This is a genomic window from Streptomyces sp. NPDC047982 (genome assembly GCF_043204165.1).
In the GTDB taxonomy this organism is placed as follows: Bacteria; Actinomycetota; Actinomycetes; order Streptomycetales; family Streptomycetaceae; genus Streptomyces.
The window spans coordinates 19,765-43,835 of record NZ_JBIDBS010000019.1 but is presented as its reverse complement, the minus strand read 5'-3'; the positions used below and the strand labels follow the sequence as shown (position 1 = coordinate 43,835).

The window sequence follows — 24,071 nt, the reverse complement described above, 5'->3', positions numbered from 1 at the left end:
TAATCTCAGCGAACGCGATTGGTGGTGGCACCGCAAGCCTCTTATCCTGCCGTGGGAAAAGAACCGAATCCGAAGTGAGTGACGCAGCACATGACACAGGACGTGATCGCTCTCACCCCTCAGATGCCGGACACCAAGACGCTGCTGGCCGGGCTGCACGCCGGTGGCCCGGATCTGCGGGTGAACCGGGCGGGTGGTGGGTCCGTCGTTCAGTTGTGCACGGCTGCCGGGCAGGCACTGGTGTCGGTCGAGGCGCCCCGGTATCTCCAAGTCCCGGGCGAAGTAGGCCGGTTGCTCGGCACGGGCGTGGATGCGGAGTCACCCGTCTGGTGGACCGAGGCGCGGGCGACCACGGCGGTGGAGGAGGCCGGACGGCTGGCCGGATCCGTTGCCGGGCGCCTGGCGGCCGTGCTCGGGGGCACCGTCTGGCCGCGCGAGGCCGCTCATACCGATGTCGTGGCCGACCTCGCCGACGCCGTGACAGAGGCGGCTCCCATGGGAGTGGACATACTCACCGACAGGGCCGCTGTCGTCATCCAGGGCCGTCCCGTGATCGCTGCCACGACCTGGCTGACCGACGTGGTGAGCAACACGGCTCGCACCGGGCGTGAACTGCACCTCGTCACCCCGCCGGGCACCCGGCTCACGTTCCCCGCCCGCACGCTGCTGGACGGGCTGCCCTCCCGCTGGGTCGTGCGGAACCTCGAGTGCGGCTACTACGACGGACTCTCCGGAGCCGTACTGCACTGGCACGACGGGCACTTCACCCCCGTCCCCGGCGACAACCCCCGGATCGCGGATGCTTTCCGGCCCCGCCCCGGCGCAGAGGGGGAACGGCAGTTGCTGCTCTCCATCCGTACGATCCATCCGGCCGACGAACGGCTCGTCCTGGGCGGCGCCCTGGAACAGGCCTGGCGCACGCTCACCGGCACCCCGCCCGCCGGATGGGCCACCGCCGAACCCGTCAACGTCCCTTGGTCCACACGACAGTTGACCGACCTGGCCCGCACCCGCGCCCAACAGTCCCTGCCCACCTGGACCGTCGCCGTCGGCGACCCCGACCGCCCCGCGCTCGCCACCACACGCACTGCCCGAACCCGCGCCGGCGTCGAAGAGCACATCACCCTGGCCCTCGGCCACGGTGCGGAGCACAGCACTCCGATGGGTGCCCTGACCGAGCTGGCCGAGTCCCTGGCAACCAGGCACAACCTCGCCACGATGATCAGCCAACTACGCACGGCCCGCGCGGATCTGACCACCCCGGCCCACCACGAACCGCCCCCGGTACCTCTCACCTTCACCCTCGGCCCCGACGCCGTCGCCGACCTCGACGGGGACCACACAGCCTTCGCGCCCGTCCGGCTCGGCCCTGCCAATCGGCCCGCCCTGCACTACACGCTCGGCGACGGCACCGACCCCGACGCCTGGCAGCGTCTGCGGCAGATCGACAACCAAATCAGCCGCGTCCGGCAGTAGGCGTCGGTGGGGACGTCAGCTCTGGGTGCGATTCTCCTTGAGGTTTTGCACGAAGGCGGCCCAGGCAGCGGGTGTGGTGCGGAGTATCGCTCCGGTGGGGTCGCTGCTCTCGGTGAGACTGACCGTGCTGTTGTTCGCGGCGACGTACAGGCAGGATTCGCCCTGTCCGCAGTACGAGGACCTCTGCCATGAGTTCTGGTGCATGTCCAGTCCCTTCACTGGTCGTCGATCAGGCTGTAAATGAAGTCGCGGGACTTATCCGGCGTCAGCGCCACGGCCTCCATGCGTGCCAACAAGAGACGGTAAGCCTCCAGTTCCGCTTCGGCATCCACGAGAACAGGGCCGTGCGACTGGTCCAGTGAGACCGTGTCGAGGCGAGGCGCCGTGGCGTGTACGTACAGGATGGTCTGCCCTGATCCTGGATAGGCGCCGATGGCGAACGGGATCACCTGAACCGTGATGTGTTCCCGCTCGCTCTGCTCAAGCAAATGTCGAAGCTGGTTCCTGGCGATGGCGGGGCCGCCAACGGGCACGCGGAGGGCGGCTTCATGAATGACTGCCCGGTACGTCGGCGGGCTTGGTCGGTCAAGGAGGGCCTGGCGCTGAAGTCGGTGACTCACGCGGTGCTCGATGTCTGAGCGGGAGAACTCCGGAACCACCTGCCGGAAGATCTCGCGGGCATGGTCCGTGGTCTGGAGGAGACCCGGGACATGGCACGTGTTGGCGGACCGCAGCCCAGTCGCATGGTGCTCCAGCTCCGCGATGTCCAGCAACGGGGAGGGCAGGACCTCGCGGAACGTCTCCCACCAGCCCGATGAACGTTCCCCGGCGAGAGCGATCAAGCCTGCGATATAGGCGCTGTCCGAACAGCGATAGTTGCGAGCCATTGCGCGCAGCCGCTCCGCGCTCACACCGAAACGGCTCGCCTCGATGTTGCTGAGCTGCGCCTGGCTGATGCCGAGCAGACGGGCGCCCTCAGTGGCCGTGAGCCCAGCGCGTTCCCGCAATCGACGCAACTCGACCCCAAGGCGCAGGCGTCGCGCACTCGGGGCGCTTCTGAGCGCCATATGTCAACCCTCCTTAATCAGAAACGCGTTGGCAACATCACTCACAGGAGTACATATCTCAATCGATTGCAGATCTCGCAAATATTTTATGCCTCGTGCCGCTAGCTTGGACTCAGGCCACCCGCCCGGAAGTACCCCGCTCGACGGAGCGGCCTCGTCACCGGGCAACCCAAGCGCATACCTCAACTTCCCTCCGTGATCGGAGACTTCCATGGTCAGTGCCACGGTATCCCCGCCCTGGGCGTACGCCCTCCAACTCCCGCGCGATCCCCGCGCCCCCGGCGTGGCCCGCTCCACCCTCCGTACCATCCTGCGCGTGCACGGCATGCGTGAACTCACGGAGGTCGCGGAGCTGTTGGCGAGCGAACTGGTCACCAACGCGTACGTGCATTCCTCGGGCGAGTACTCCCTGCGCCTGCGCGACGCCGGGCGCAGCCGTGTCCGGCTGAGCGTCTGGGACACCAACCCGGACATCCCCGCACCCTTCCGATGGAGCGCCGAGGCCCCGGCGGAACTCGCCGAGCGCGGGCGGGGGCTGTATCTCGTCACCCTCTACGCGGAAAGCTGGGGCGCGTACCCCATGACGACCGGACTGCCGGGGCAGGGCGGGAAACTGCTCTGGGTGGAGTGCACGGCGAAGACGGACGACGCTCCGCCGTACGGCGCTCGGTGAACGGACGACGCTTCGTCGTGCGGCGCTCAGTGACCCGTACCGCGCCCTCGTCCCGCACCCGCCGGAGGGCCTACGCGTCCCGGACCGCCGTCGCGTATCCGTCCAGCCAGGACGGGAACTCCGTCAAGGACGACAGGACGACATCCGCCCCCGCCGGTCCCTCCCCCCGCCGGCACGGTGCTCAGGTTCTCCAGCACAGCGCTCATGTTCTCCGGTACGGCCGTCGGGTTCGCCGGTCCGGCCGTCGGGCCGGGAAATGGCGATGCTTAGACTTAGCCAAGCCTAACTTTGCTTCACCGCTCTGCCCGCCGTCCGATGGGGTCCGATGTCAGCCGCCGCACCACGCCGCTCCAGACGCGCACTCGCGACGGCGGCGGCCGTCGCGGCGCTGCTGGTGGCGGTTCTTCTCAGCCTCGCCGTGGGAGCCCGTTCCATACCCCCGTCCGAGGTGATCGACGCCCTGCTGCACGGCGGGGACTCCAACGCCGCCGAAGTCGTCCGGAACATGCGAGTGCCACGCACGCTGATCGGGTTGATGGTCGGCGCGGCACTGGCCCTCGCGGGAACGGTGCTCCAGGGCATCACGCGCAACCCCATCGCCGACCCCGGCATCCTCGGCATCAGCCAAGGCGCTTCGGTCGGCGTGGTGCTGGCCATCGCGTACGGCGGAATCCACTCCCTCACGGGGTACGTGTGGTTCGGGTTCGCGGGGGCCGCGATCGCCTCCGTCGCCGTGTACGCCATCGCTTCGAGCGGACGCGGGGGCGCCACCCCCGTGAAACTCGCCCTGGGCGGCGCCGCGATCAACGCGCTGCTCGTGTCGGTGACGACGGCGGTGCTGACGACCAAGGCGTCCGCGCTGGACGAGTTCCGCTTCTGGCAGGCCGGCTCGATCGCCGGACGCGAGGCCGAGGTGGCCCAGCAGATCTGGCCGTTCATGCTGGTCGGGACCGTACTCGTGCTGTCCGTCGCCCGCGGGCTCGATGCGCTGGCGCTCGGCGAGGACGTGGCGAAGGGCCTCGGGCAGAAGGTCGCGACGGTACGGATCGTCGGCGGCATCGGGGCCACGGTGCTGACCGGTGCCGGCGTCGCGGCGGCCGGGCCGATCGCGTTCATCGGGCTCGCCGTCCCGCACATCGCCCGCGCGATCGTCGGCAGCGACCACCGCTGGGTGCTGCCGATGGCGGCGCTGGTCGGACCCGTCATGCTGCTCGTCTCCGATGTCATCGGGCGCATCGTCTTCCCGCCGAGCGAGGTCCCGGCAGGGGTGATGACGGCGCTGATCGGCGTTCCGTTCCTGGTCACGCTGGTACGCCGGAAGGCGGTGCCCGCATGAGCGACACCGCTGTCCGGGTGCGGCCCGCCGGGTACTCCGTCGTACGGATCGGGGCCCGGGGCCGATTCCTGCTGCACCGGCGCGCGGCGGTCGTCGCCGCCGTCCTCGTCGTCCTGCTGGCCGCCGTATGTGTCGCGTACCTCTGCGCCGGTGAGAGCTTCGTCGCGCCCGCCGAGGTCGTGAAGGTCGTCCTGGGGCAGCCGTCCCCCGACGAACTGGTCGTCGGCACGCTGCGGCTGCCGCGCATGGTCGTGGGGCTGCTGGTCGGTGCGGCGTTCGGGACAGCCGGTGCGCTGATCCAGACCGTCGCCCGCAATCCGCTGGCCAGCCCCGACATCATCGGCATCAGCCAGGGGGCGAGCGCGCTCACGGTCGGCGCGATGACCTTCGGCATCACCTCGTACACCGTGCTGCCGTATCTGTCCGTCATCGGCGGGCTGGCCGCGGCCGCCCTCGTGTACGTCTTCGCCTGGCGCGGCGGTCTGCACGCCACCCGCTTCGTCCTCATCGGCATCGGTTTCGCGATCGCGCTGCGGTCGGTCACCACGCTGTTCATGACGAAGGGCGACTATCTGGTCGCCCAGCAGGCGCAGATCTGGATGTCCGGCTCGCTCAACGGCCGCGGCTGGTCCGAGGCCGCGCCGATCGGCTGGGCGCTGCTGATCCTGCTGCCCGCCGTGCTGTGGGCGGCGCGGGCGCAGCGCACCGTCTCACTGGACGACGACACCGCGACCGCTCTCGGGGTACGGCTCGGCCGGGTACGGCTGGGGCTCGTCGCCCTCGGCGTGACCCTGGCATCCGTGGCGACCGGGACCGCCGGGCCGGTCGACTTCGTGGCGCTGCTCGCCCCGCAGATCGCCCGCCGGATGACCCGTACCGCGCAGATCCCGCTGTTCTGCTCGGCGCTGCTGGGCGCGGTGATCGTGGTGCTCGCGGATCTGCTGGCGCGCAGGCTCTTCTCGCCCACCGAGCTGCCGGTGGGCGTTCTGACGGCGGCGGTCGGCGCCCCGTATCTGATCTGGCTGATCATCCGCGGTCACGGCGGCGGCCGTGGCCGTAGTGGAGGGACCGCATGAGTTCGACCCGTACGTCCGACACCACGGCGACCGCGACCAGCCGGCTCACCGCGCGGGAGCTGACTCTCGCGTACGAGGACCGCACCGTCGTGCAGGAGCTGGATCTCTCCGTTCCCGACGGCCGGGTCACCGTCATCGTCGGCCCGAACGCCTGCGGCAAGTCGACCACCCTGCGCGCGCTCGGCCGACTGCTGCGGCCGAGCGGCGGGTCGGTGCTCCTCGACGGCACCGAGCTGTCGAAGATCCCCACCCGGCGGATCGCCCAGTCGATCGGGCTGCTGCCGCAGACCCCGGTGGCCCCCGAGGCGATCACCGTCTCCGATCTCGTCGCCCGTGGCCGACAGCCCCACCAGCACTGGTGGCAGCAGTGGTCGGAGGAGGACGAGCGGGCGGTGACGGACGCCATGGAGCGTACGGACGTCACCGCGCTGGGCGACCGGTCGGTGGACGAGCTGTCGGGCGGTCAGCGCCAGCGGGTCTGGATCGCGATGGCGCTGGCCCAGGAGACCGATCTGCTGCTGCTCGACGAGCCCACCACGTACCTCGACATCGCGCACCAGGTCGAGGTCCTGGACCTGGTGCGGCGCCTCACCGCGTCCGCGGCGGACGGCACCCGGGGCCGGACCGTCGTCACCGTGCTCCACGACCTGAACCAGGCCGCCCGGTACGCGGACCACCTGGTCGCGATGAAGGCGGGGCGGATCGTCGCCGAGGGCCACCCGAAGGACGTCGTCACCGCGGACCTCGTGCGCGAGGTCTTCGGGCTGGACGCGGTGATCGTCCCGTGTCCGGTGACCGGTTCGCCGCTCGTGGTGCCGGGGGCGCCCTGGCAGTCGGCTGCCACGCCGTGAACGCGCGGACCACGCCCCTGCGGGCCCGTGCCGTACGCGCCGTGTCCGTACGCGCGGCCCGCTGCCGCGTCGCGCCCGCACCCCCATGCCCGAACCGGCGAAAAGCCCCGCCCTCGCTGAAAGGCCGTCCATGACCACCCTCACCCGGCGCCGCGGTCTCTCCCTGGGCGCGCTCGCCCTCGCCGGCGCGCTCGCGCTCTCCGCCTGCGGCTCCTCGGGCTCCGACAGCTCCTCCGATGCCGGTATCGGTGCCGGTACCGACGCCGCCCCTGCCAGGACCCACACCGTCAAGACGGCCATGGGCGATGTCGAGGTACCCGTGAACCCTCAGCGCGTCGTGGTGCTGGACACCGGTGAGCTGGACTCCGCGCTCAGCCTCGGTGTACGGCCGGTCGGCGCGACGCACTCCGCGACGGAGGAAGGCTTCCCCGCCTACCTGCCCGCCGAGGAGACGAAGGGCATCAAGGCGGTCGGCGAGATCGCCAACCCCGACCTGGAGACCGTCGCCTCGCTGAAGCCGGACCTGATCCTGACCAGCAAGGTCCGCGACGGCGACCGTTACGAACAGCTCAAGGCGATCGCCCCCACCGTGATGACGGAGTCCACCGGAACCGCCTGGAAGGAGAACTTCCAGCTGCACGCGGACGCGCTCGGCAAGCAGGCCGAGGCGAAGAAGGTCGTCGCCGCGTACGACACCCATGTCGCGGAAGTGACCGAGGCGCTCGGCGGCAAGGAGAAGGCGGCGGCCACCGAGGTCAACTTCGTCCGGTTCGTCGAGGGCTCCGACATCCGCATCTACGGCAAGCAGAACTACATCGGCTCGATCCTCGCCGACCTCGGCCTCGGCCGCCCCGCGATCACCGACAAGGCCAAGGACGGCTTCTCGTACGACGTGTCCCCCGAGAAGATCGACCTCGCGGACGCGGACGTCATCTTCACGTCGACGTATGGCAGCCCGGAGAAGGCGGGCACGACGAAGACGATGAACAGCGGTCTGTGGAAGGGGCTGAAGGCGTCGAAGGACGGAAAGGTCTTCGAGGTCGACGACCGCCTGTGGATCGCGGGTATCGGCTACACGGCCGCGGACCAGATCCTCGACGAGCTGCGGACGGACCTGACGAAGTGACGGTGCGGCGGGGCGCTTCACGTATCGCGCCGGTCTCTCCGACGCCCCGGCCCGCCCCGGCCCACGACGTACCGCCGGGCAGCATGACCCAAGCCCCGCCGCACTCCTGACCGGGGGCGCGACGGGGCTTTCGTCGTGTGGCGAAATCGGCACGGCGCGGCGGCGCGGAGGGAGCGACTGAGCGTCGAGAACGCGTTGCCGAGCCTCCGAAGCAGCCGAGGCGGGTTGTGAGACCGGCCGCGCACGAGCGTCTTCGTTCCGCTCGCGCGGGGCCCAGCCGGCCCTCGCCGTCCCCCCGCACGGCAGGGCCGGCATCCAAGCTCCGCCTCCCCGCAAGGCGGACGATCAGAAGCCCCTTCGGCAACGTGCGACGCCCCCTGGGATACGTCGTCACCCAGAAGACATTGACGGATCGATCCCGGTTGTTCGACACCTGCGGGCTCCCACGCTTCCCTACGTCACCCGCCTGGCCTGAACCTTGGCGGGCGGGCTGGATCACTCGCCGTACATGACGGATAGTGACCAGATGGGCACATGGGACAAGTCTGCAGAGATGCTCGTCCATCAAGACGAGCCCTACAACGCCGAAGCGCCGCCTGGCGCCCTCGAATCCCGGATCACCCCCGTGGACACCTTCTACGCTCGCAACCACGCGCCGATCCCGCGCATCGACTCTGCGAGCTGGCGACTGCGAGTGGATGGTCTGGTCGATCGTCCGCTGGAGTTGTCGATGGACGATCTGCGCCGCCTCCCCGAGCGGACGGTGGTGGCGACACTGCAGTGTGCGGGCAACCGCCGCGCCGATCTCGTCGAGATCCGCGACATCCCCGGTCAGGTCCCGTGGGGACCCGGAGCCATCTCCACCGCGAAATGGAGCGGGGCGAGCCTGGCGGATGTGCTCGCCGAGGCAGGGGTGCGGCCGGAAGCCGCCCACATCGCCTTCATCGGCGCCGACGTTTCGCAGCGGGCCACCCCGCCCCAGCCCTTCGGCGGCTCGCTGCCGTTGGCCAAGGCATCCTCCAGCGAGGTGCTCCTCGCCTGGGCCATGAACGATCAGGCGCTGCCCGCCGCGCACGGCGCCCCGCTGCGCGTGATCGTTCCGGGCTGGATCGGCGCCCGCAGCGTCAAATGGCTCCAGCGCATCAGCGCACAGTCCGAACCCACCGACAACTACTACCAGACCGAATACAGCATCTTGCCGCCCGAAGCCGACCCCACGGCGGCTGGACCCGGCGTCGGTATCACCCTCGGTCCGGTCGGCATCCACTGCGCCATCCTGCGGCCGGGCAGGAACGCCCACCTGGCCTCCGGGCCGACCGAGGTCAGCGGGTTCGCCTTCGCCGGGGACGACCGAACCGTGGCACGCGTGGACGTCTCCACCGACCGCGGCCGCACCTGGACCCGCGCGGATCTCGACCCGCCGGAGCACCTCTGGACGTGGCAGCACTGGCGCACCACGCTCACCCTGCCTCCCGGCGAGGCCGTACTCGTCGCACGCGCCTGGGACTCCACCGCGGCCGTGCAGGCCGAATCCCCGGCGACCGTCTGGAACCCCAGGGGATACGCCAACAACGCCGCGGCTCACCTGCGCGTCACGTGCCATCCCTGACGGGGTGCTGACCGGACGCCGACCGGACGCCGACCGGACGTCAGCCGGACGTCAGCCGGATGCCGAACGGATGCCGACCGGGCGCTGGGGTGGATCTTCCGCCCTCACCCGGCCCGTCGCCGCGCCCGCCACACCAGGAACGCCGCCGAGGCGACCGCGGCCGTCCGGACCAGCACCGGCCACATCCCGCTCATCGCGTCCGACAGGCCGTCCTGCGCGATCGGCTCGCCCCAGCGGCCCTCCATGCGGCCCCAGAGCCAGACGATCCCGCCCGCCACCACCACGCCCGGCAGCCCCATCGCCGCCCATTTCGCCTCGGCGCGGGACAGCGTGCGCGAGCTGTACGCGAGCAACCAGCCGCCCGCCAGGGCCAGCCAGGAGCCCAGCACCGCGCCCGCGACCAGCAGCGCGGCGGCGACCAGCAGCAAGGGGTGGGAGAACCCGCCCCGCCGCGCTCCGCCCTCCTCCGCCTCGCGCGGGGCGCGGCGCAGCAGCCCGCGGATCGGTCGGCGCCGCCGCGCCGACTCGTCGGAGCCGGCCCCCTCGGCGTGCGGTTCGTCCCCGGCCGCCCCATCGGCGTCCTCGTCCGCCTCCCCGCCCGGCGCCGTGCGGGGAGGCGGAACGATGTCCCCGGCCGACGGCTGCCGCACCATGGCCGGGATCTCGATGCCGCCGGTGAACCCCGGCACGTCGACCCCGGCGCCGAACGGTCCCGGCTCGATCAGCCACCAGTCGGCTTCGCCGCCGGACGGTCCCAGTTCGTCCGTGCCGGCCATGTGCGGCGGCGAGGGAACCCGTCCGGCCATCGGCGGCGGGGCATCGTGGCCCGGCGGGCCCGCCGGGCCCTCCAGGACTTCCGGGACTTCCGGGACTTCCGGTTCCTCCGGACCGCCGTCGCGCTCCCGGCCCTCCCGGCCCTCCCGGCCGTCCGGTCTTTGCCGGTCGCCCGGACCCTGCGGGTCGTGCGGGCTCTCCGGCCCCCCGGCGGGCCCGTGTGCACCCGCCCCCGCGTCCGTACCCGCCCTCGTGCCCCCGGCCGCCCGTGACGCGCCCCAGCCGAAAGCGTCCTTCCTCAGCAGCCCCCTGCGTGTCTCACGCGGACTGGGGACGCCGCGGGCAGGCCGCTCGGGCGGCGGCTTCACCGGTCCGTCACCCGATGCGGCGGCCTGGGCGACCAGTTCGTCCGGCGTGCCGAGCCTGCCGATGATGCGGCGGACGGCCGCCGGTGTGTCGGCCGACTGCTCCCGGCGCTGCCTGTCGATCTCGCCCCGGAGCGTCGACACGAGCCTCATCCGCGTGCCCGAGGGCAGTTGTTGCTGCTGGGCCAGGTCACCGACCCGGCTCAGATAGTCGTAGACAAGCTGGTCGCTCTCGATCCCCACGCGCTGGTTCCCCTCCTGCCGCCGCCCCGCACCGCCGACGGTAGCGCCCGGGCCCGTCCGGAGCGACCACCACGGAACGCGGCACGGCGACACGGACGACGACTGTGACGACGACTGTGGGGAAACACCGGACGAGGACCCCTCGGAATGCGGCCGGCAAAACCCCGCCAGAACGCAGAACAACGCACAACGCAGAACACGGACACGGACACGGACGACAATCGATGACGACCGCCGCGGAGCACCGGATGGGGGCTGCCCGCCGCGGACTACGACTACGGTGGGACGGATGGGGACGACCACACCACCGCGGACGCTCGCCGAAGCCCTCCGTGCCCGGGACGACGAGTCGCTGGCGGCGCTGCTGCGCGCCCGCCCCGATCTCCTCACCCCCGTGCCCAACGACATCACCCAGCTCGCGACGAGGGCCGGTACCCGCGCCTCTGTCGTACGGGCGCTGGAGCACCTCGACCGGTTCGCCCTCCAGACCGCCGAGGCGCTCGCCGTGGCCCCCGACCCCGCGCCGTACGAAACGCTGCTCGGCCTGCTCACCGGCGACGTCCGGGACACGGATGACACACCGCGGCACGACGGCGAGCGGCACGGCGGCGGCCGGCCGCGCGGCGATGCCGGACGGCACGGTGACGGGCCGCCTCACGACGGTGACGGACGGCGCGGCGACGGACGGCGCGGTGACGGACGGTGCGGTGACAGACGGCCGCACGACGGCAACGCACCGTCGCACGATGCCACGGCCACCACCGCCGCCGAGGCGCTCACCGACGCGATCGCGGCCGCCCTGCCCGCTGCCCTGGGCACCCTGCGCGAGCAGGCCCTCGTGTGGGGCGGGGACGACCGGCTGCGACTGGTCCGCACCGCGCGCGAGCTGCTCGCCCCGTCCCCGCGGCACCCCTCCCCGACCGGCCTTGGCCCGACCGTCGCGGAGGCCACCGCCGGTATGTCGCCGGGCCGCCTCCAGGAGATCCTGTCCGCCGCCGGGCTGACCGCCACCCATGACCCGGTCTCCGCCGTGGCGGCCCTGACCGGGCTCTTCACCGACCGGGCCGCCATGGCCGGACTGCTGGACACCGCCCCGGCCGAGGCCCTGTCCATCCTGGACCGGCTGGTGTGGGGGCCGCCGTACGGGGAGGTCACCCCGGATCCCGCCCCTCCCGTGCGGTGGCTGCGCGACCGCGGACTGCTGCTGCCCGTGTCGGCCCGCACCGTGGTGCTGCCGCGCGAGGCCGCCCTGCATCTGCGGGCCGGGCGCGCCCACCGCGTACCGGAGCCGCGGCCGCCCGTCGTCGAGGCCGTCGCGCACCGCGATCCCCAGGCTGTGGACAGTGCCGCGGCCGGCCAGGCGTTCCTGGCGGTGTCGACCGTCGAGGAACTGCTGAAGGGCTGGGACGGCGGCGGCCCCGCGACGCTGCGGGCCGGAGGGATCGGCGTGCGCGACCTGAAACGCACCGCCGCCACCCTCGACCTCCCCGAACCGGTCGCCGCGTTCTGGATCGAACTCGCCTACGCGGCCGGGCTGGTGGCCTCCGACGGGGAGGCCGATGAGCGGTACGCTCCTACGCCCGCGTACGACGACTGGGCCGAGCTCCCCGCACAGGAACGATGGGCTCGCCTCGCCACCGCCTGGCTCGCCGCCACCCGGACCCCGGGCCTGGTCGGAGGCCAGGACGCCAAGGGCCGGCCCCTGTCCGCGCTCGGCCCCGGCCTCGATCGCTCGGCCGCGCCCGAGGTACGCCAACGGGTACTCGCCCTCCTCGCCGCCCTGGAACCGGGCACCGCCCCGGACCCGGGGACCGTCCTCGCCCGGCTCCGATGGGAACGCCCGCTGCGCGGGGGCTCCGCGTCCTCGTCGGCCGCCCCTTCCCCCGCCCCTTCCCCCGCCCCTTCCGGTTCCGGATCGGGATCGGGATCGGGATCGGGATCGGGATCGGGATCGGACGGAGACACGGGGGACCTGCGGTCCCGGATCGCGCTGTGGACGCTGAACGAGTCCGAACTCCTCGGCATCACCGGCCGCGGCGCGCTCGCCGCGCACAGCCGGGCCCTGCTCGGCTCCGGACCCGCCGAGGCCGCCGCGCTGCTCGCGCCGCTGCTCCCCGAGCCCCTGGACCACGTCCTGCTCCAGGCCGACCTGACGGCCGTCGCGCCCGGCCCGCTGGAACGCCCGCTGGCCGACATGCTCTCCGTGCTGGCGGAGATCGAGTCGAAGGGCGGCGCCACCGTCTACCGGTTCACCCCCGGGTCCGTACGCCGCGCCCTGGACGCCGGGCGGTCGGCGGCCGACCTGCACGCGTTCCTCGCCGCGCACAGCCGCACGCCGGTGCCGCAGCCGCTCAGCTACCTCATCGACGACGTGGCCCGCCGCCACGGCCATCTGCGGATCGGCGCCGCCTCCTCGTACGTGCGTTGCGACGACGAGAGCGTGCTGAACGAGATCCTCGCCGACAAGCGCGCGTCCGCCCTGCGCCTGCGCCGCCTCGCCCCGACGGTCCTGGCCGCGCCGGTCGACCCCGCGTCCCTGCTCGAAGGGCTGCGCGACATGGGATACGCGCCGGCCGCCGAATCGGCCGAGGGCGACGTCCTGATCACCCGCGCGGGCGCCCACCGCACCCCGCCACGCACGCCCCCCGCCCCCGTGCCCGAGGGACCCCCGGTCCCCGACACCACCCTGCTCGGCGCCGCGATCCGGGCGGTCCGCGCCGGGGACGCCGCCTCGATGGCGCCCCGCAAGAAACCGGACCAGGACGCCGACGCCGACGCCCCGCCCGGAGCCCTGCCCCGCACATCCGCCGCCGAGACCCTCGCCACCGTCCAGGCCGCCGCGCTGACCGGCTCGGCGCTATGGATCGGCTACGTCAACGCCGACGGCGCGGCCAGCCAGCACGTCATCGCCCCGGTGAAGGTCGAGGGCGGATACGTCACGGCCTACGACCACACGGCGGACGGCGTCCGCACGTACCCGCTGCACCGCATCACGGGCGTGGCGGAACTGGCCGACGACGCGACGCCGTGAGGACCGCGACGCCGTGAGTGCTTCGGGCCGGCCGGTCAGGCGGGGTCCATGTCCCGAAAGCGCGTGAAGGTCTCCGAGCCGGTGGCGCCCTTGTTCCACTTGACGGTCAAGGTGTCGCCGTTCTGGCTGAGATTGCCGACCCGGTCCTTGTCCTCGACCCGGGCCCCGTCCTGCCGGCACAACAGCGCGACCTCCAGGAAGTCGCCGCTCTCGTCCTTCTGCCAGCGCCCCTTGCATTCGAACCCGTCGCCGTCGCTGAGGATCGCGTTGACCCGGGCGGGCTCGTCGACGTACGCGTCACCGAGCGCCAGCATGACGGAGTCGGGGCCCTTCCACACGGCTTGGAGGCCGGTCCCGGTGGGCTCGGGGACGTACGGGTTCCGGTCGGGGGTCTGCGACCCCTCGGACGGCGGCCGTACGGTCGGAAGCTGCTCGTTGCCCGGGCTCGGGCCGGACGGCGAGGCGCTCGGGCCCTCCTGGCTCTCCTGGCTCTCCTGGCTCTCCTTGGCCACGGTCGGCGCGTCGTCGCCCCGGCCGACCGCGAACCACACCCCGCCGGCCACCACGGCGACAGCCACCACGGCGGCCGCCCCAATGAGTCCGGTACGCCGCTTGCCCGTGCCGGGCGTCTGCCCCGGCGGTATGGGCCCCGGTGCCTGTCCGGGTATCTGTCCAGGGCGCGGCACCTGTCCGGGGCCCGGCACCTGTCCGGGGCCGCCGGGAAGGGGGCCGTGCGGCGGCGGGTAACCGCCATACGGCGAAGGCTGCGGCCCGCCGGACCGGCCGTATCCCGGCTGGGCGTGTCCCGGTTCGGCGTATCCCGGCTGGGCGTACCCCGGCTGGGCGTAAGGGTTCCCGGCCACGGGCACGCCGGGCGGCGGCGCCTGCGGCCGGCCGTGAGCGGGCTGCGGCGGCGCTGCCGGTGGGACCGGCGGTGAGACCGACGGAGGGACGCCCGGAGGGATGGGCGGAGGCGGCAGGTGCCCGAACGGCTGCTGCGGCTGCTGCTCACCAGATTGCTGCTGACCAGGTTGTTGCTGCTGCTCACCAGGTTGCTGCTGACCAGGATGTTGCTGCTGCTCACCAGGTTGCTGGGACACGTGGCTCCTCCCCCGAGGCCGACTGCTTGTCGGCGCGTCGCTTCTTTGTATCAGCCGACCGGTGCCGATTCCCGGCTCTGAGGGACAACGGGCTCCAGCCACCTGCGCCCCGGCCGCACGGTGCCCACGTGCGGCACGTGTGGTGCACGACCCACGCACCGGGCCCGCGCATGCGGCAGACTGGACGTTTGGCCGTTCCCGGCCGCTCCCCGCAGCAGAAAGGGCCGACGCGCGTGACCGGACCCCTCATCGTGCAAAGCGACAAGACACTGCTCCTCGAGGTCGACCACGACCTGGCCGATGCCTGCCGTCGCGCCATCGCGCCTTTCGCCGAGCTGGAGCGGGCGCCCGAGCACATCCACACCTACCGGCTGACGCCGCTCGGGCTGTGGAACGCGCGCGCCGCCGGGCACGACGCCGAGCAGGTCGTCGACGCGCTCGTGCAGTACTCGCGCTACCCCGTTCCGCACGCGCTGCTCGTCGACATCGCCGAGACGATGGCCAGGTACGGCCGCCTCACGCTCTCCAAAGACCCGGTGCACGGTCTCGTGCTGACCTCCACGGACCGGCCCGTGCTGGAGGAGGTGCTGCGGTCGAAGAAGATCCAGCCGCTGGTCGGCGCGCGGATCGCCCCGGACACGGTGGCCGTGCACCCGTCGGAGCGCGGGCAGATCAAGCAGACGCTGCTGAAGCTGGGCTGGCCCGCCGAGGACCTGGCCGGTTACGTGGACGGCGAGGCGCACCCCATCGAGCTGGACCAGGACGGCTGGGCGCTGCGGCCTTACCAGCAACAGGCCGTCGAGGGGTTCTGGCATGGCGGCTCCGGTGTCGTGGTGCTGCCCTGCGGCGCGGGGAAGACGCTGGTCGGGGCCGGTGCGATGGCACGGGCCAAGGCGACCACGCTGATCCTGGTGACGAACACCGTCTCTGCCCGGCAGTGGAAGCACGAGCTGGTGAAGCGGACCTCGCTGACCGAGGACGAGATCGGCGAGTACAGCGGTGCGCGCAAGGAGATCCGACCGGTCACCATCGCCACGTACCAGGTGCTGACGACCCGCCGCAAGGGCGTCTACCCGCACCTGGAGCTGTTCGACTCCCGCGACTGGGGTCTGGTGGTCTACGACGAGGTGCACCTGCTGCCCGCGCCCGTCTTCAAGTTCACCGCCGACCTCCAGGCCCGGCGGCGGCTGGGGCTCACCGCGACGCTCGTGCGCGAGGACGGCCGCGAGTCGGACGTGTTCTCGCTGATCGGGCCCAAGCGGTTCGACGCGCCGTGGAAGGAGATCGAGGCGCAGGGTTACATCGCGCCCGCCGACTGCGTCGAGGTACGGGTCGATCTGACGGACTCGGAACGACTGGCGTACGCGACCGCGGAGACCGAGGAGAAGTACCGGTTCTGCGCGACGACCGCGACGAAGCGCAAGGTGACCGAGGCGCTGGTGCGCAAGCACAAGGGCCAGCAAACCCTGGTCATCGGGCAGTACATCGACCAGCTCGACGAGTTGGGCGAGTACCTGGACGCGCCGGTGATCAAGGGCGAGACGACCAACGCCCAGCGGGAGAAGCTGTTCGACGCGTTCCGTGAGGGCGAGATCGGCGTCCTCGTCGTGTCGAAGGTCGCCAACTTCTCGATCGACCTCCCGGAGGCGACCGTCGCCATCCAGGTGTCGGGGACGTTCGGCTCGCGCCAGGAGGAGGCGCAGCGGCTCGGCCGGGTGCTGCGTCCGAAGGCGGACGGGCACGAGGCCCGGTTCTACTCGGTGGTGGCCCGCGACACGATCGACCAGGACTTCGCGGCGCACCGCCAGCGCTTTCTGGCCGAACAGGGGTACGCGTACCGGATCGTCGACGCAGACGAGTTGCTGAGCGGCGGCTGATCCTCGTTCCGGGAAGGCGACCGGGTGGCTCGGAGCGCCGCTCAGCGCCTGCGGGTGCGGACGCCCGCCTCCTCGGCGTACTCGCCCATGAGGATCACGCCGAACGCGGCGCGGGCGTAGACCTTGACGGCGCGCAGGGTGTCGCCGAAGCGGTGCGGGTGACCGGTGGACGCCGTCGCGTCGTGCGCGGGGCCGGTGCTGCGGGGGTTCAGGGTGACGGTGCTCATGTGTTCCATGCTCCTGCGCCCGATCCCCGCGGGCATCGGCCCGCGGGCGGAACCGGGAGACGGAACGCGTAGCCCTGGGGTCGTACGCGGTCGTCTCCGCGAAGGACCCGTCCGCGTCCATCCCCTACGGGACGCGGCCCGGCACCCCGGAACCGACTTCGCGTCTCCGACTCCGCGTTCAGCGGGCTCCCCGGGCGCGAAAACCGTTCGCCCCCGGCGGAAACGGCCGATACAATCGCCGGTCTGCCCGCCTCCCACACCGTGGTACCGGCTCGCGCCGGCAGCCGGGGGAGCGCCGCCGACCGGACGGAAACCGGCCGACATCCGTACGCGCGCACCACCGCGTACATACCCCGTGATCGATCCCCGAGCGGACCGCATCGCCCCGAGTGCAGCCGTACCCGAGCCGTGTCGTGCCGTGTCGTGCGGGTGCAGGGGGCAAGGCGCGGTCCGCCGTCCTGCGTTGAAAAGCCGGAGGCAACACCGTGCCCGCGCACGAACACGAAAGCGTCACCACCGATCCGCTGGTCCGGGAGCGCGCCCATCTCGCCGCGTCCCGTTCCGCGTTGCGCGCCATGCGCGAGGACGTCCAGGCCCTCGACATCACCGATGTCACCGCCAACTGGGTCAATGCGGCGGTCCTCCAGTCCCAGATCGACGAACGCATCAAGTCCCTCGCCGATCTCGCCCACACCCCGCTCTTCTTCGGGCGCCTGGACTACCTGCACGCGGTGGGCGCCGAGCGGGCCGAGAGGGCGGAGGGAGAGCGGTTCTACATCGGGCGCCGCCACGTCCACGACGCCGACGGCGACCCGATGGTCGTCGACTGGCGCGCGCCCGTCTCGCAGGCGTTCTACCAGGCATCGCGGAAGAACCCGCAGGACGTGGGCCGACGCCGCCGCTTCGGGTACACCGGCGGTGAACTGACCGCGTACGAGGACGAGGACCTCACCGATCCGGCGGGGCCCGAGCGGACCAGCAGGCTTCTCCAGGCGGAGATCGAACGGCCTCGTGTCGGCCCCATGCGGGACATCGTCGCGACGATCCAGCCCGAGCAGGACGAGATCGTCCGCAGCGGCCTGGGCGGGACGGTGTGCGTCCAGGGAGGTCCGGGGACCGGCAAGACGGCTGTCGGCCTGCACCGGGTCGCGTACCTGCTCTACGCGCACCGCGAGCGGCTGGCCCGGACCGGGACGCTGGTCATCGGGCCGAACCGGTCGTTCCTCCACTACATCGAGCAGGTGCTCCCGGCCCTGGGCGAGCTGGAGGTGAAGCAGGCGACGGTCGACGACCTGGTGACGGTGGGCACACCGGGCACGGCAGGCGCGTCGGGCATCGAGGTGCGCGGTACGGACGCGGCGGAGGCCGCCGTCGTCAAGGGCGACGTCAGGATGGCCGAGGTGCTGCGGCGGGCCGTCCGTTCACACGTGACGATGCCGACGGAGCCGGTCGTGGTGGTACGCGGCTCGCGCCGCTGGCGGGTGCCCGCGTACGAACTGGAGGAGATCGTCACCGAACTGCTGGCCCGTGACATGCGCTACGGGGCCGCCCACGAGGCGCTCCCCCAGCGCATCGCGCACGCCGTCCTGGTCCGGATGGAGGAGGCGGGCGAGGCGCCCGACGACCGGGTGCAGAACGCCGTGGCCCGCAATCCGGCGGTGAAGGCGGCCGTGAAGGCGATCTGGCCGGCCGTCGACCCGGCCAAGCTGGTGCTGCGGCTGCTGTCGGACGCGGAATTCCTGGCCGCGCACGCGGACGGGCTGCTCACCGAGGACGAGCGGAAGGCGGTCCTGTGGACGAAGCCCGCCCGCAGCGTGCGGTCGGCGAAGTGGTCGGCGGCGGACGCGGTGCTGATCGACGAGGCGCGTGATCTGGTGACACGTACGCACTCGCTGGGCCATGTGGTGCTCGACGAGGCGCAGGACCTGTCCCCGATGCAGTACCGAGCGGTGGGCCGCCGCTGTTCGACGGGGTCGGCGACGGTCCTCGGCGACCTGGCGCAGGGCACGACGCCGTGGTCGACGGAGAGTTGGACGCAGGCGCTGCGCCATCTGGGCAAGCCGGACGCGGAGGTGGAGGAGCTGACGGCGGGTTTCCGTGTGCCGCGCGAAGTGATCGCGTACGCGTCGCGGCTGCTGCCGGTGATCTCGCCCGGACTCGCGGCGGTCGAGTCGGTGCGGGAGTCGCCGGGTTCGCTGGAGGTGCGGGCGGTGGCCGGTCCGGCGGAGCTGGACGCGGCGGTGCTGGCGGCGTGCGAGGAGTCCCTGAGCCGGGAGGGCTCGATCGGGCTGATCGCGGCCGACGCGCGCGTTCCGGCGCTGGCCGAGGCGCTGACGGCCGCGGGCCATGCGTATCTCTCGCCCGGTGAGGAGACATCGGCCGAGAGTCGGCTGACCCTCGTTCCGGCGTCGCTGGCCAAGGGCTTGGAGTACGACTACGTCGTGCTGGACGAGCCCGCTGCGGTGGTGGACGGCGAGCCGGACACGCGCACGGGGCTACGGCGGCTGTACGTGGCGCTGACCCGAGCGGTATCGGGCCTGACGGTCGTGCACGCGGCGGCGCTGCCGGACGAGCTGGCGTAACGGCCGGGCTCCGGACCGGGTACGGAACGGGCTCCCTTCCCGGAGCGCGCACGGGAGAGGGTCGGTGCTGGAGCGGATACGAACGGGGCCGGGACGGGGCCGGGGACGGGGGCACAACGACGTACGGATGACGACGTACGGATAACACCGCACGGATGACGCCGCACGGATACGCAATGGGGGCCGGTGCCGGACGGGACGGGCCGGTGCCGGACGGGACGGGCGGGGCGGCCCGTGGCCCGTACCCCGTCGGGGCACCCGCCCGTCGGGGCACCCGCCCGGCGGGTGCTGCCCATCCCGTCACGCGTCGAGGACCGTCCGCCACTCCCGTACCGCCGCCGCGTCCACCGGGCCCGACCAGCCCTGCGGGCGGGCCGCGCCGCCGATGTGCACCGCGTCGATGCCCGCCGCCAGCAGCTCCGGCAGATGGTCCAGGCGGAGTCCGCCGCCCACCAGGATCCGCGGCGCGTACCCCGGTTCGTCGTTGCGCGCCGCCTCGGCGACCAGGGTCGGGATGCCGTCGTCGACGCCCCTCGGGGAGCCCGCCGTGAGGTAGGTGTCCAGACCGGGCAGGTCCGCCAGTTGCTTGCGCAGCGCGTCCCGGTCGGCGGCGCGGTCGATCGCCCGGTGGAACGTCCAGGGACAGCCCTCCAGTTCGGCGACGAGCCGCTCGACGGCCACCAGGTCCGGGCCGCCCTCGGCGTCGAGGAAGCCCAGGACGAACTCCTCGGCGCCCGCCTCCCGCAGTTCACGTGCGCCGGCCACGAGCACGTCGAGGTCACCGGCGGCGAAGCCGCCCGTCGGCCTGATCATCACCCGCAGCGGGATGTCCACCGCCGCCCGGATCTCCGCGTAGGTCGCACGGGACGGGGTCAGGCCGTCCGCCGCCATGTCGGTGACCAGCTCAAGCCGGTCCGCACCACCCGCCTGGGCGGCGACCGCGTCTTCCGCGTCGAGAGCGATCACCTCCAGGACTGCACGGTCGCTCATCGGATCCCCATCCTCCAGGAAGCAGCAGCAGCACATGGGCCAACAGGTCTAGTCCATTGACCAGCCTACGGGGAGATCACCCGTGGACGCAGCCCGAATGCGAGCCGAGGACCCGCGAGCTCGGGCGCCTCGCCGCCCGGACGCAGACACTCCGGGCGACTTGGATATTTCCCCCTTGCGTTTCATAGGGGTGGGGGGTATACCTGAAGGAGTAGGCATACCCCATGGGGGTATGGAGGTCTCCGCCAGGGAGGACATCGTGTCCGCGCATACCGCCACCACCGGCACCGGTTCCGGCACGGTCGCCGGCGCCACCGCAGAGGTCGAGCTCGCGATCGGCGGGATGACCTGCGCCTCCTGCGCGGCCCGCATCGAGAAGAAGCTCAACCGGATGGACGGCGTCGAGGCCACCGTCAACTACGCCACCGAGAAGGCCAAGGTCAGCTACCGGGGCGAGGACGTCTCCGTGCAGGACCTGATCGCCACCGTCGAGAAGACCGGTTACACGGCGCACGAGCCAGCTCCCCCGGCGCGCGTGGAGGAGGACTCCTTCGCCGCGGATGCGGTCGAGGACGGCGAGTTGCGGCCCCTGCGGCAGCGGCTGGTCACCGCCGTCGCGCTCGCCGTTCCGGTGATCGCCCTGTCGATGGTTCCGGCGTTCCAGTTCGACTACTGGCAGTGGCTGGCCCTGACGCTGGCGGCTCCCGTCGTCACCTATGCCGCCTGGCCGTTCCACCGGGCCGCCTGGACCAACGCCCGGCACGGGGCGGCGACGATGGACACGCTGATCTCGGTCGGCACCTCGGCCGCGTTCCTGTGGTCGGTGTGGGCGCTGTTCTTCGGTACGGCCGGGATGACCGGCATGACGCACCCCTTCGAGCTGACGATCGGCCGCAGCGACGGCGCCGGGAACATCTACCTGGAGGCCGCCGCCGGAGTCACCGCCTTCATCCTCGCCGGGCGCTACTTCGAGGCCCGCTCCAAGCGGAAGGCGGGCGCAGCCCTCAAAGCGCTCCTCGAGCTGGGCGCCAAGGAGGTCACCGTGCTGCGCGGCGGCCGTGAGGTGACCGTACCGACGGCCGAACTCCGGGTCGGGGACCGGTTCCTGGTCCGCCCCGGCGAGAAGATCGCCACGGACGGTGTCGTCGTGGAGGGCGCGTCGGCCGTGGACGCCTCGATGCTGACCGGTGAATCCGTCCCGGTGGAGGTCGGTGTCGGCGACTCGGTCACGGGGGCCACGCTCAACGCGGGCGGACGTCTCGTCGTCGAGGCGACCCGGATCGGTGCCGACACGCAGCTCGCCCGGATGGCGAAGCTCGTCGAGGACGCGCAGAACGGCAAGGCGGCAGCGCAGCGCCTCGCGGACCGGATCTCGGCGGTCTTCGTCCCGGTCGTCATCGCACTCGCCCTGGCCACACTGCTCGTGTGGCTGTTCGTCACGAACGACGTGACGGCCGCGTTCACGGCCGCCGTCGCCGTGCTGATCATCGCCTGCCCGTGCGCCCTGGGCCTGGCCACCCCGACCGCCCTCATGGTCGGCACCGGACGCGGCGCCCAGCTCGGCATTCTGATCAAGGGACCCGAGGTCCTGGAGACCACCCGCCGTGTCGACACCGTCGTCCTGGACAAGACCGGCACCGTCACCACCGGCCGCATGACCCTCCTCGACGTCCACACCGCCCCCGGCACCGACGAGACCGACGTCCTGCGCCTCGCCGGCGCCCTGGAACACTCCTCCGAACACCCCATCGCCCAGGCCGTCGCCACCGGCGCCGCCGAACGCACCGCAAACCCCCTCCCCACCCCCGAGGACTTCACCAACATCCCCGGACTCGGCGTCCAGGGCGTCGTCGACGGCCACGCCGTCCTCGTCGGCCGCGAACAACTGCTCGCTGAGTGGGAGATCCACCTGCCGAGGGAGCTGGCGCGGCAGAAGGCCGCGGCGGAGGCGGCGGGCCGGACTGCCATCGCGGTCGCCTGGGACGGCGAGGCGCGTGCGGTCCTGGAGGTGGCGGACGCGGTGAAGGACACCAGCGCGGAGGCCATCGAGCGGCTGCGGGCCCTCGGCCTGACCCCGATCCTGCTGACGGGCGACAACCGGGCGGTGGCCGAGGCGGTCGCGGCCGAGGTCGGGATCGACACGGTGTACGCGGAGGTCATGCCCGAGGACAAGGTCGACGTCGTCAAGGAACTCCAGTCCCAAGGGCGCTCGGTCGCCATGGTCGGCGACGGCGTGAACGACGCGGCGGCGCTGGCACAGGCCGATCTGGGCCTGGCGATGGGGACCGGCACGGACGCCGCGATCGAGGCCGGTGACCTGACCCTGGTACGCGGCGACCTGCGGGCCGCGGCGGACGCCATCCGGCTCGCCCGCCGGACGCTCGGCACCATCCGTACGAACCTGTTCTGGGCCTTCGCCTACAACGTGGCCGCCCTGCCGCTCGCCGCGGCCGGGCTGCTCAACCCGATGATCGCGGGCGCGGCAATGGCGTTCTCGTCGGTCTTCGTGGTCGGCAACTCGCTGCGGCTGCGGAGGTTCAGGGCCGCGTCGTGAGCCCTTCCCGCCCCCCGTCCCGACGCGGGGCCCGCCCGGCCGCTTCCCTGCCCGGCGGGCCCCGTCGTACGTGGTGGGGCCGGGACCCGGTCGGACGCGGGCCCCGTCGTCCGTGGTGGGGCCGGGACCCGGTCGGACGGCGCGCGCCGGGTGCGGCCTGCGAGCCTCCCGGCCAGGGGCGGACGCCGCCCCCGCAACCGCGGGTGCCCCTCCCGGCAGTGGCCGGCCCGTAGGGTCGTGCCATGACCGAGAGTTCACGCGGACACAGCGCCCACGAGAGACGCGAAGGGGACGACACCGCCGCCCGGCTCCGCGACCGCTGGCGGGAGACACTCGTCGCCGCCCGGCGCGGGGCGCCCGGGCCCGATCCTGGACCGTACGCCGACAATCTGCTGGCACGTTGGGCCGAGCCGCAGCGGCGGTACCACACGACCGCGCACCTGATCGCGGTACTCGACCACGTCGACACGCTCGCCGAGTACGCGGCCGACGCGGACGCCGTGCGCCTGGCCGCCTGGTTCCACGACGCGGTGTACCGGCCCGACCGGTCCGAGAACGAGGAACGCAGCGCCGCCCTCGCCGAACGCGCCCTGCCAGAGGCAGGCGTTCCGGACGACGTCACCGCCGAGGTGGCCCGGCTCGTCCGGCTCACCGTCGCCCACGATCCGGCGGACGGCGACGCCGACGGCGAGGTGCTGTGCGACGCCGATCTCGCGATCCTGGCGGCGCCGCCGAAGGAGTACGCCGTCTACGCCGCGCAGGTGCGCGAGGAGTACGGCTTCGTCCCCGACGACGCGTTCCGGGAAGGACGGGCGACCGTACTGCGTCAACTCCTCAGCTTGCCCTGCCTGTTCCGCACACCGTACGGGGCGGAGCACTGGGAGCCCCGCGCGCGGCAGAACCTGCTGACCGAACTGGGACTGCTCGACCGCTGAAGGCCGACGCCGAGGACCGGGCGCCGGACGACAGGCAGGAGCGCCGGACGACAGTCGCGGGCACAGAACGACAGGCGCGGGCACAGAACGACGAGCAGCAGCACCGGACGACAGGCGCGGGCACGGACGACGAGCAGGGCCGGACGACGAGCAGGGCCGGATGACGGCGGCGGGTCCGA

19 protein-coding genes are annotated in these 24,071 nt (G+C 72.4%); 13 read left to right on the top strand and 6 right to left on the bottom strand.

The annotated features are described in order from the left end of the window. Positions 1-90 precede the first annotated feature (90 nt). Positions 91-1,476, top strand: coding sequence for a DUF6177 family protein (locus tag ACGF2V_RS22880; protein WP_362710788.1), 1,386 nt, complete (start codon positions 91-93; stop codon positions 1,474-1,476). Between the two features lie 15 nt (positions 1,477-1,491). Here ACGF2V_RS22880 and ACGF2V_RS22875 read toward each other — a convergent pair whose 3' ends face one another. Both ACGF2V_RS22875 and ACGF2V_RS22870 read right to left on the bottom strand, forming a co-directional pair. Beyond that, positions 1,492-1,680 (bottom strand): DUF397 domain-containing protein, encoded by a 189-nt coding sequence (locus ACGF2V_RS22875; protein ID WP_362710786.1) that lies wholly within the window; start codon positions 1,678-1,680, stop codon positions 1,492-1,494. A gap of 11 nt (positions 1,681-1,691) precedes the next feature. Beyond that, on the bottom strand, positions 1,692-2,543 hold the full coding sequence (locus tag ACGF2V_RS22870; protein WP_362710783.1) for a helix-turn-helix transcriptional regulator: 852 nt from the start codon (positions 2,541-2,543) through the stop codon (positions 1,692-1,694). Positions 2,544-2,754: 211 nt separating this feature from the next. Here ACGF2V_RS22870 and ACGF2V_RS22865 point away from each other — a divergent pair, with 211 nt between their 5' ends. The 6 genes from ACGF2V_RS22865 (at position 2,755) to ACGF2V_RS22840 (ending at position 9,214) form a co-directional block, all read left to right on the top strand. Beyond that, positions 2,755-3,216 carry an ATP-binding protein gene (locus ACGF2V_RS22865; RefSeq protein ID WP_362710781.1) on the top strand — a complete coding sequence of 154 codons (462 nt, stop codon included), beginning with the start codon at positions 2,755-2,757 and terminating at the stop codon, positions 3,214-3,216. Positions 3,217-3,541: 325 nt separating this feature from the next. Next, positions 3,542-4,552 carry an iron ABC transporter permease gene (locus ACGF2V_RS22860; protein ID WP_362629462.1) on the top strand — a complete coding sequence of 337 codons (1,011 nt, stop codon included), beginning with the start codon at positions 3,542-3,544 and terminating at the stop codon, positions 4,550-4,552. Further along, positions 4,549-5,628 carry an iron ABC transporter permease gene (locus ACGF2V_RS22855; protein ID WP_362710778.1) on the top strand — a complete coding sequence of 360 codons (1,080 nt, stop codon included), beginning with the start codon at positions 4,549-4,551 and terminating at the stop codon, positions 5,626-5,628. Before ACGF2V_RS22860 ends, ACGF2V_RS22855 begins: the two co-directional genes overlap by 4 nt. After that, a complete protein-coding gene (locus ACGF2V_RS22850) occupies positions 5,625-6,479 on the top strand; it encodes an ABC transporter ATP-binding protein (protein ID WP_362710776.1) in 855 nt (284 codons plus the stop codon). Before ACGF2V_RS22855 ends, ACGF2V_RS22850 begins: the two co-directional genes overlap by 4 nt. A 130-nt stretch (positions 6,480-6,609) precedes the next feature. Beyond that, positions 6,610-7,605: an iron-siderophore ABC transporter substrate-binding protein gene (locus ACGF2V_RS22845; protein WP_362710774.1), complete on the top strand. Its 996-nt coding sequence runs from the start codon at positions 6,610-6,612 to the stop codon at positions 7,603-7,605. Between the two features lie 508 nt (positions 7,606-8,113). Further along, positions 8,114-9,214, top strand: a complete 1,101-nt coding sequence (locus ACGF2V_RS22840; RefSeq protein ID WP_392912969.1) for a sulfite oxidase — start codon at positions 8,114-8,116, stop codon at positions 9,212-9,214. A gap of 104 nt (positions 9,215-9,318) precedes the next feature. Here ACGF2V_RS22840 and ACGF2V_RS22835 read toward each other — a convergent pair whose 3' ends face one another. Further along, positions 9,319-10,596, bottom strand: a complete 1,278-nt coding sequence (locus tag ACGF2V_RS22835; protein ID WP_362710771.1) for a hypothetical protein — start codon at positions 10,594-10,596, stop codon at positions 9,319-9,321. Positions 10,597-10,885: 289 nt separating this feature from the next. Here ACGF2V_RS22835 and ACGF2V_RS22830 point away from each other — a divergent pair, with 289 nt between their 5' ends. After that, positions 10,886-13,627 (top strand): helicase-associated domain-containing protein, encoded by a 2,742-nt coding sequence (locus tag ACGF2V_RS22830; RefSeq protein WP_362710768.1) that lies wholly within the window; start codon positions 10,886-10,888, stop codon positions 13,625-13,627. A gap of 35 nt (positions 13,628-13,662) precedes the next feature. On the opposite strand, the gene ACGF2V_RS22825 is transcribed toward ACGF2V_RS22830, so the two are convergent. Further along, entirely contained in the window at positions 13,663-14,208 is a 546-nt protein-coding gene (locus ACGF2V_RS22825; protein ID WP_362710765.1) for a hypothetical protein, read from the bottom strand. Between the two features lie 399 nt (positions 14,209-14,607). Here ACGF2V_RS22825 and ACGF2V_RS22820 point away from each other — a divergent pair, with 399 nt between their 5' ends. Further along, positions 14,608-14,808, top strand: coding sequence for a hypothetical protein (locus tag ACGF2V_RS22820; RefSeq protein ID WP_362629486.1), 201 nt, complete (start codon positions 14,608-14,610; stop codon positions 14,806-14,808). Between the two features lie 152 nt (positions 14,809-14,960). Further along, positions 14,961-16,604 carry a DNA repair helicase XPB gene (locus ACGF2V_RS22815; RefSeq protein WP_362710762.1) on the top strand — a complete coding sequence of 548 codons (1,644 nt, stop codon included), beginning with the start codon at positions 14,961-14,963 and terminating at the stop codon, positions 16,602-16,604. A 41-nt stretch (positions 16,605-16,645) separates the two neighbouring features. Here the strand turns inward: ACGF2V_RS22815 and ACGF2V_RS22810 are convergent, their stop codons facing one another. Continuing rightward, complete coding sequence (locus ACGF2V_RS22810; RefSeq protein ID WP_362629492.1) at positions 16,646-16,831, bottom strand: hypothetical protein; 186 nt, start codon at positions 16,829-16,831, stop codon at positions 16,646-16,648. Between the two features lie 485 nt (positions 16,832-17,316). Here ACGF2V_RS22810 and ACGF2V_RS22805 point away from each other — a divergent pair, with 485 nt between their 5' ends. After that, the gene (locus ACGF2V_RS22805) at positions 17,317-19,413 is read left to right on the top strand and encodes a UvrD-helicase domain-containing protein (protein WP_362629494.1); all 2,097 of its coding nucleotides are present in this window, start codon (positions 17,317-17,319) and stop codon (positions 19,411-19,413) included. A 300-nt stretch (positions 19,414-19,713) separates the two neighbouring features. Here ACGF2V_RS22805 and ACGF2V_RS22800 read toward each other — a convergent pair whose 3' ends face one another. Beyond that, entirely contained in the window at positions 19,714-20,403 is a 690-nt protein-coding gene (locus ACGF2V_RS22800; RefSeq protein WP_362629497.1) for a copper homeostasis protein CutC, read from the bottom strand. 259 nt (positions 20,404-20,662) lie between these two features. Between ACGF2V_RS22800 and ACGF2V_RS22795 the strand changes: the two genes are divergently transcribed. Both ACGF2V_RS22795 and ACGF2V_RS22790 read left to right on the top strand, forming a co-directional pair. Further along, a complete protein-coding gene (locus ACGF2V_RS22795) occupies positions 20,663-22,957 on the top strand; it encodes a heavy metal translocating P-type ATPase (protein ID WP_389046332.1) in 2,295 nt (764 codons plus the stop codon). Between the two features lie 242 nt (positions 22,958-23,199). After that, a complete protein-coding gene (locus ACGF2V_RS22790) occupies positions 23,200-23,892 on the top strand; it encodes a hypothetical protein (RefSeq protein WP_362710964.1) in 693 nt (230 codons plus the stop codon). Positions 23,893-24,071: the final 179 nt, after the last annotated feature.

Coding starts and splice junctions, on each gene's coding strand:
- ACGF2V_RS22830 (WP_362710768.1), top strand. CDS start 10,886: ATGGGGACGACCACACCACCGCGGACGCTCGCCGAAGCCCTCCGTGCC.
- ACGF2V_RS22840 (WP_392912969.1), top strand. CDS start 8,114: ATGACGGATAGTGACCAGATGGGCACATGGGACAAGTCTGCAGAGATG.
- ACGF2V_RS22850 (WP_362710776.1), top strand. CDS start 5,625: ATGAGTTCGACCCGTACGTCCGACACCACGGCGACCGCGACCAGCCGG.
- ACGF2V_RS22790 (WP_362710964.1), top strand. CDS start 23,200: ATGACCGAGAGTTCACGCGGACACAGCGCCCACGAGAGACGCGAAGGG.
- ACGF2V_RS22875 (WP_362710786.1), bottom strand. CDS start 1,680: ATGCACCAGAACTCATGGCAGAGGTCCTCGTACTGCGGACAGGGCGAA.
- ACGF2V_RS22800 (WP_362629497.1), bottom strand. CDS start 20,403: ATGAGCGACCGTGCAGTCCTGGAGGTGATCGCTCTCGACGCGGAAGAC.
- ACGF2V_RS22870 (WP_362710783.1), bottom strand. CDS start 2,543: ATGGCGCTCAGAAGCGCCCCGAGTGCGCGACGCCTGCGCCTTGGGGTC.
- ACGF2V_RS22880 (WP_362710788.1), top strand. CDS start 91: ATGACACAGGACGTGATCGCTCTCACCCCTCAGATGCCGGACACCAAG.
- ACGF2V_RS22865 (WP_362710781.1), top strand. CDS start 2,755: ATGGTCAGTGCCACGGTATCCCCGCCCTGGGCGTACGCCCTCCAACTC.
- ACGF2V_RS22810 (WP_362629492.1), bottom strand. CDS start 16,831: ATGAGCACCGTCACCCTGAACCCCCGCAGCACCGGCCCCGCGCACGAC.
- ACGF2V_RS22845 (WP_362710774.1), top strand. CDS start 6,610: ATGACCACCCTCACCCGGCGCCGCGGTCTCTCCCTGGGCGCGCTCGCC.
- ACGF2V_RS22860 (WP_362629462.1), top strand. CDS start 3,542: ATGTCAGCCGCCGCACCACGCCGCTCCAGACGCGCACTCGCGACGGCG.
- ACGF2V_RS22855 (WP_362710778.1), top strand. CDS start 4,549: ATGAGCGACACCGCTGTCCGGGTGCGGCCCGCCGGGTACTCCGTCGTA.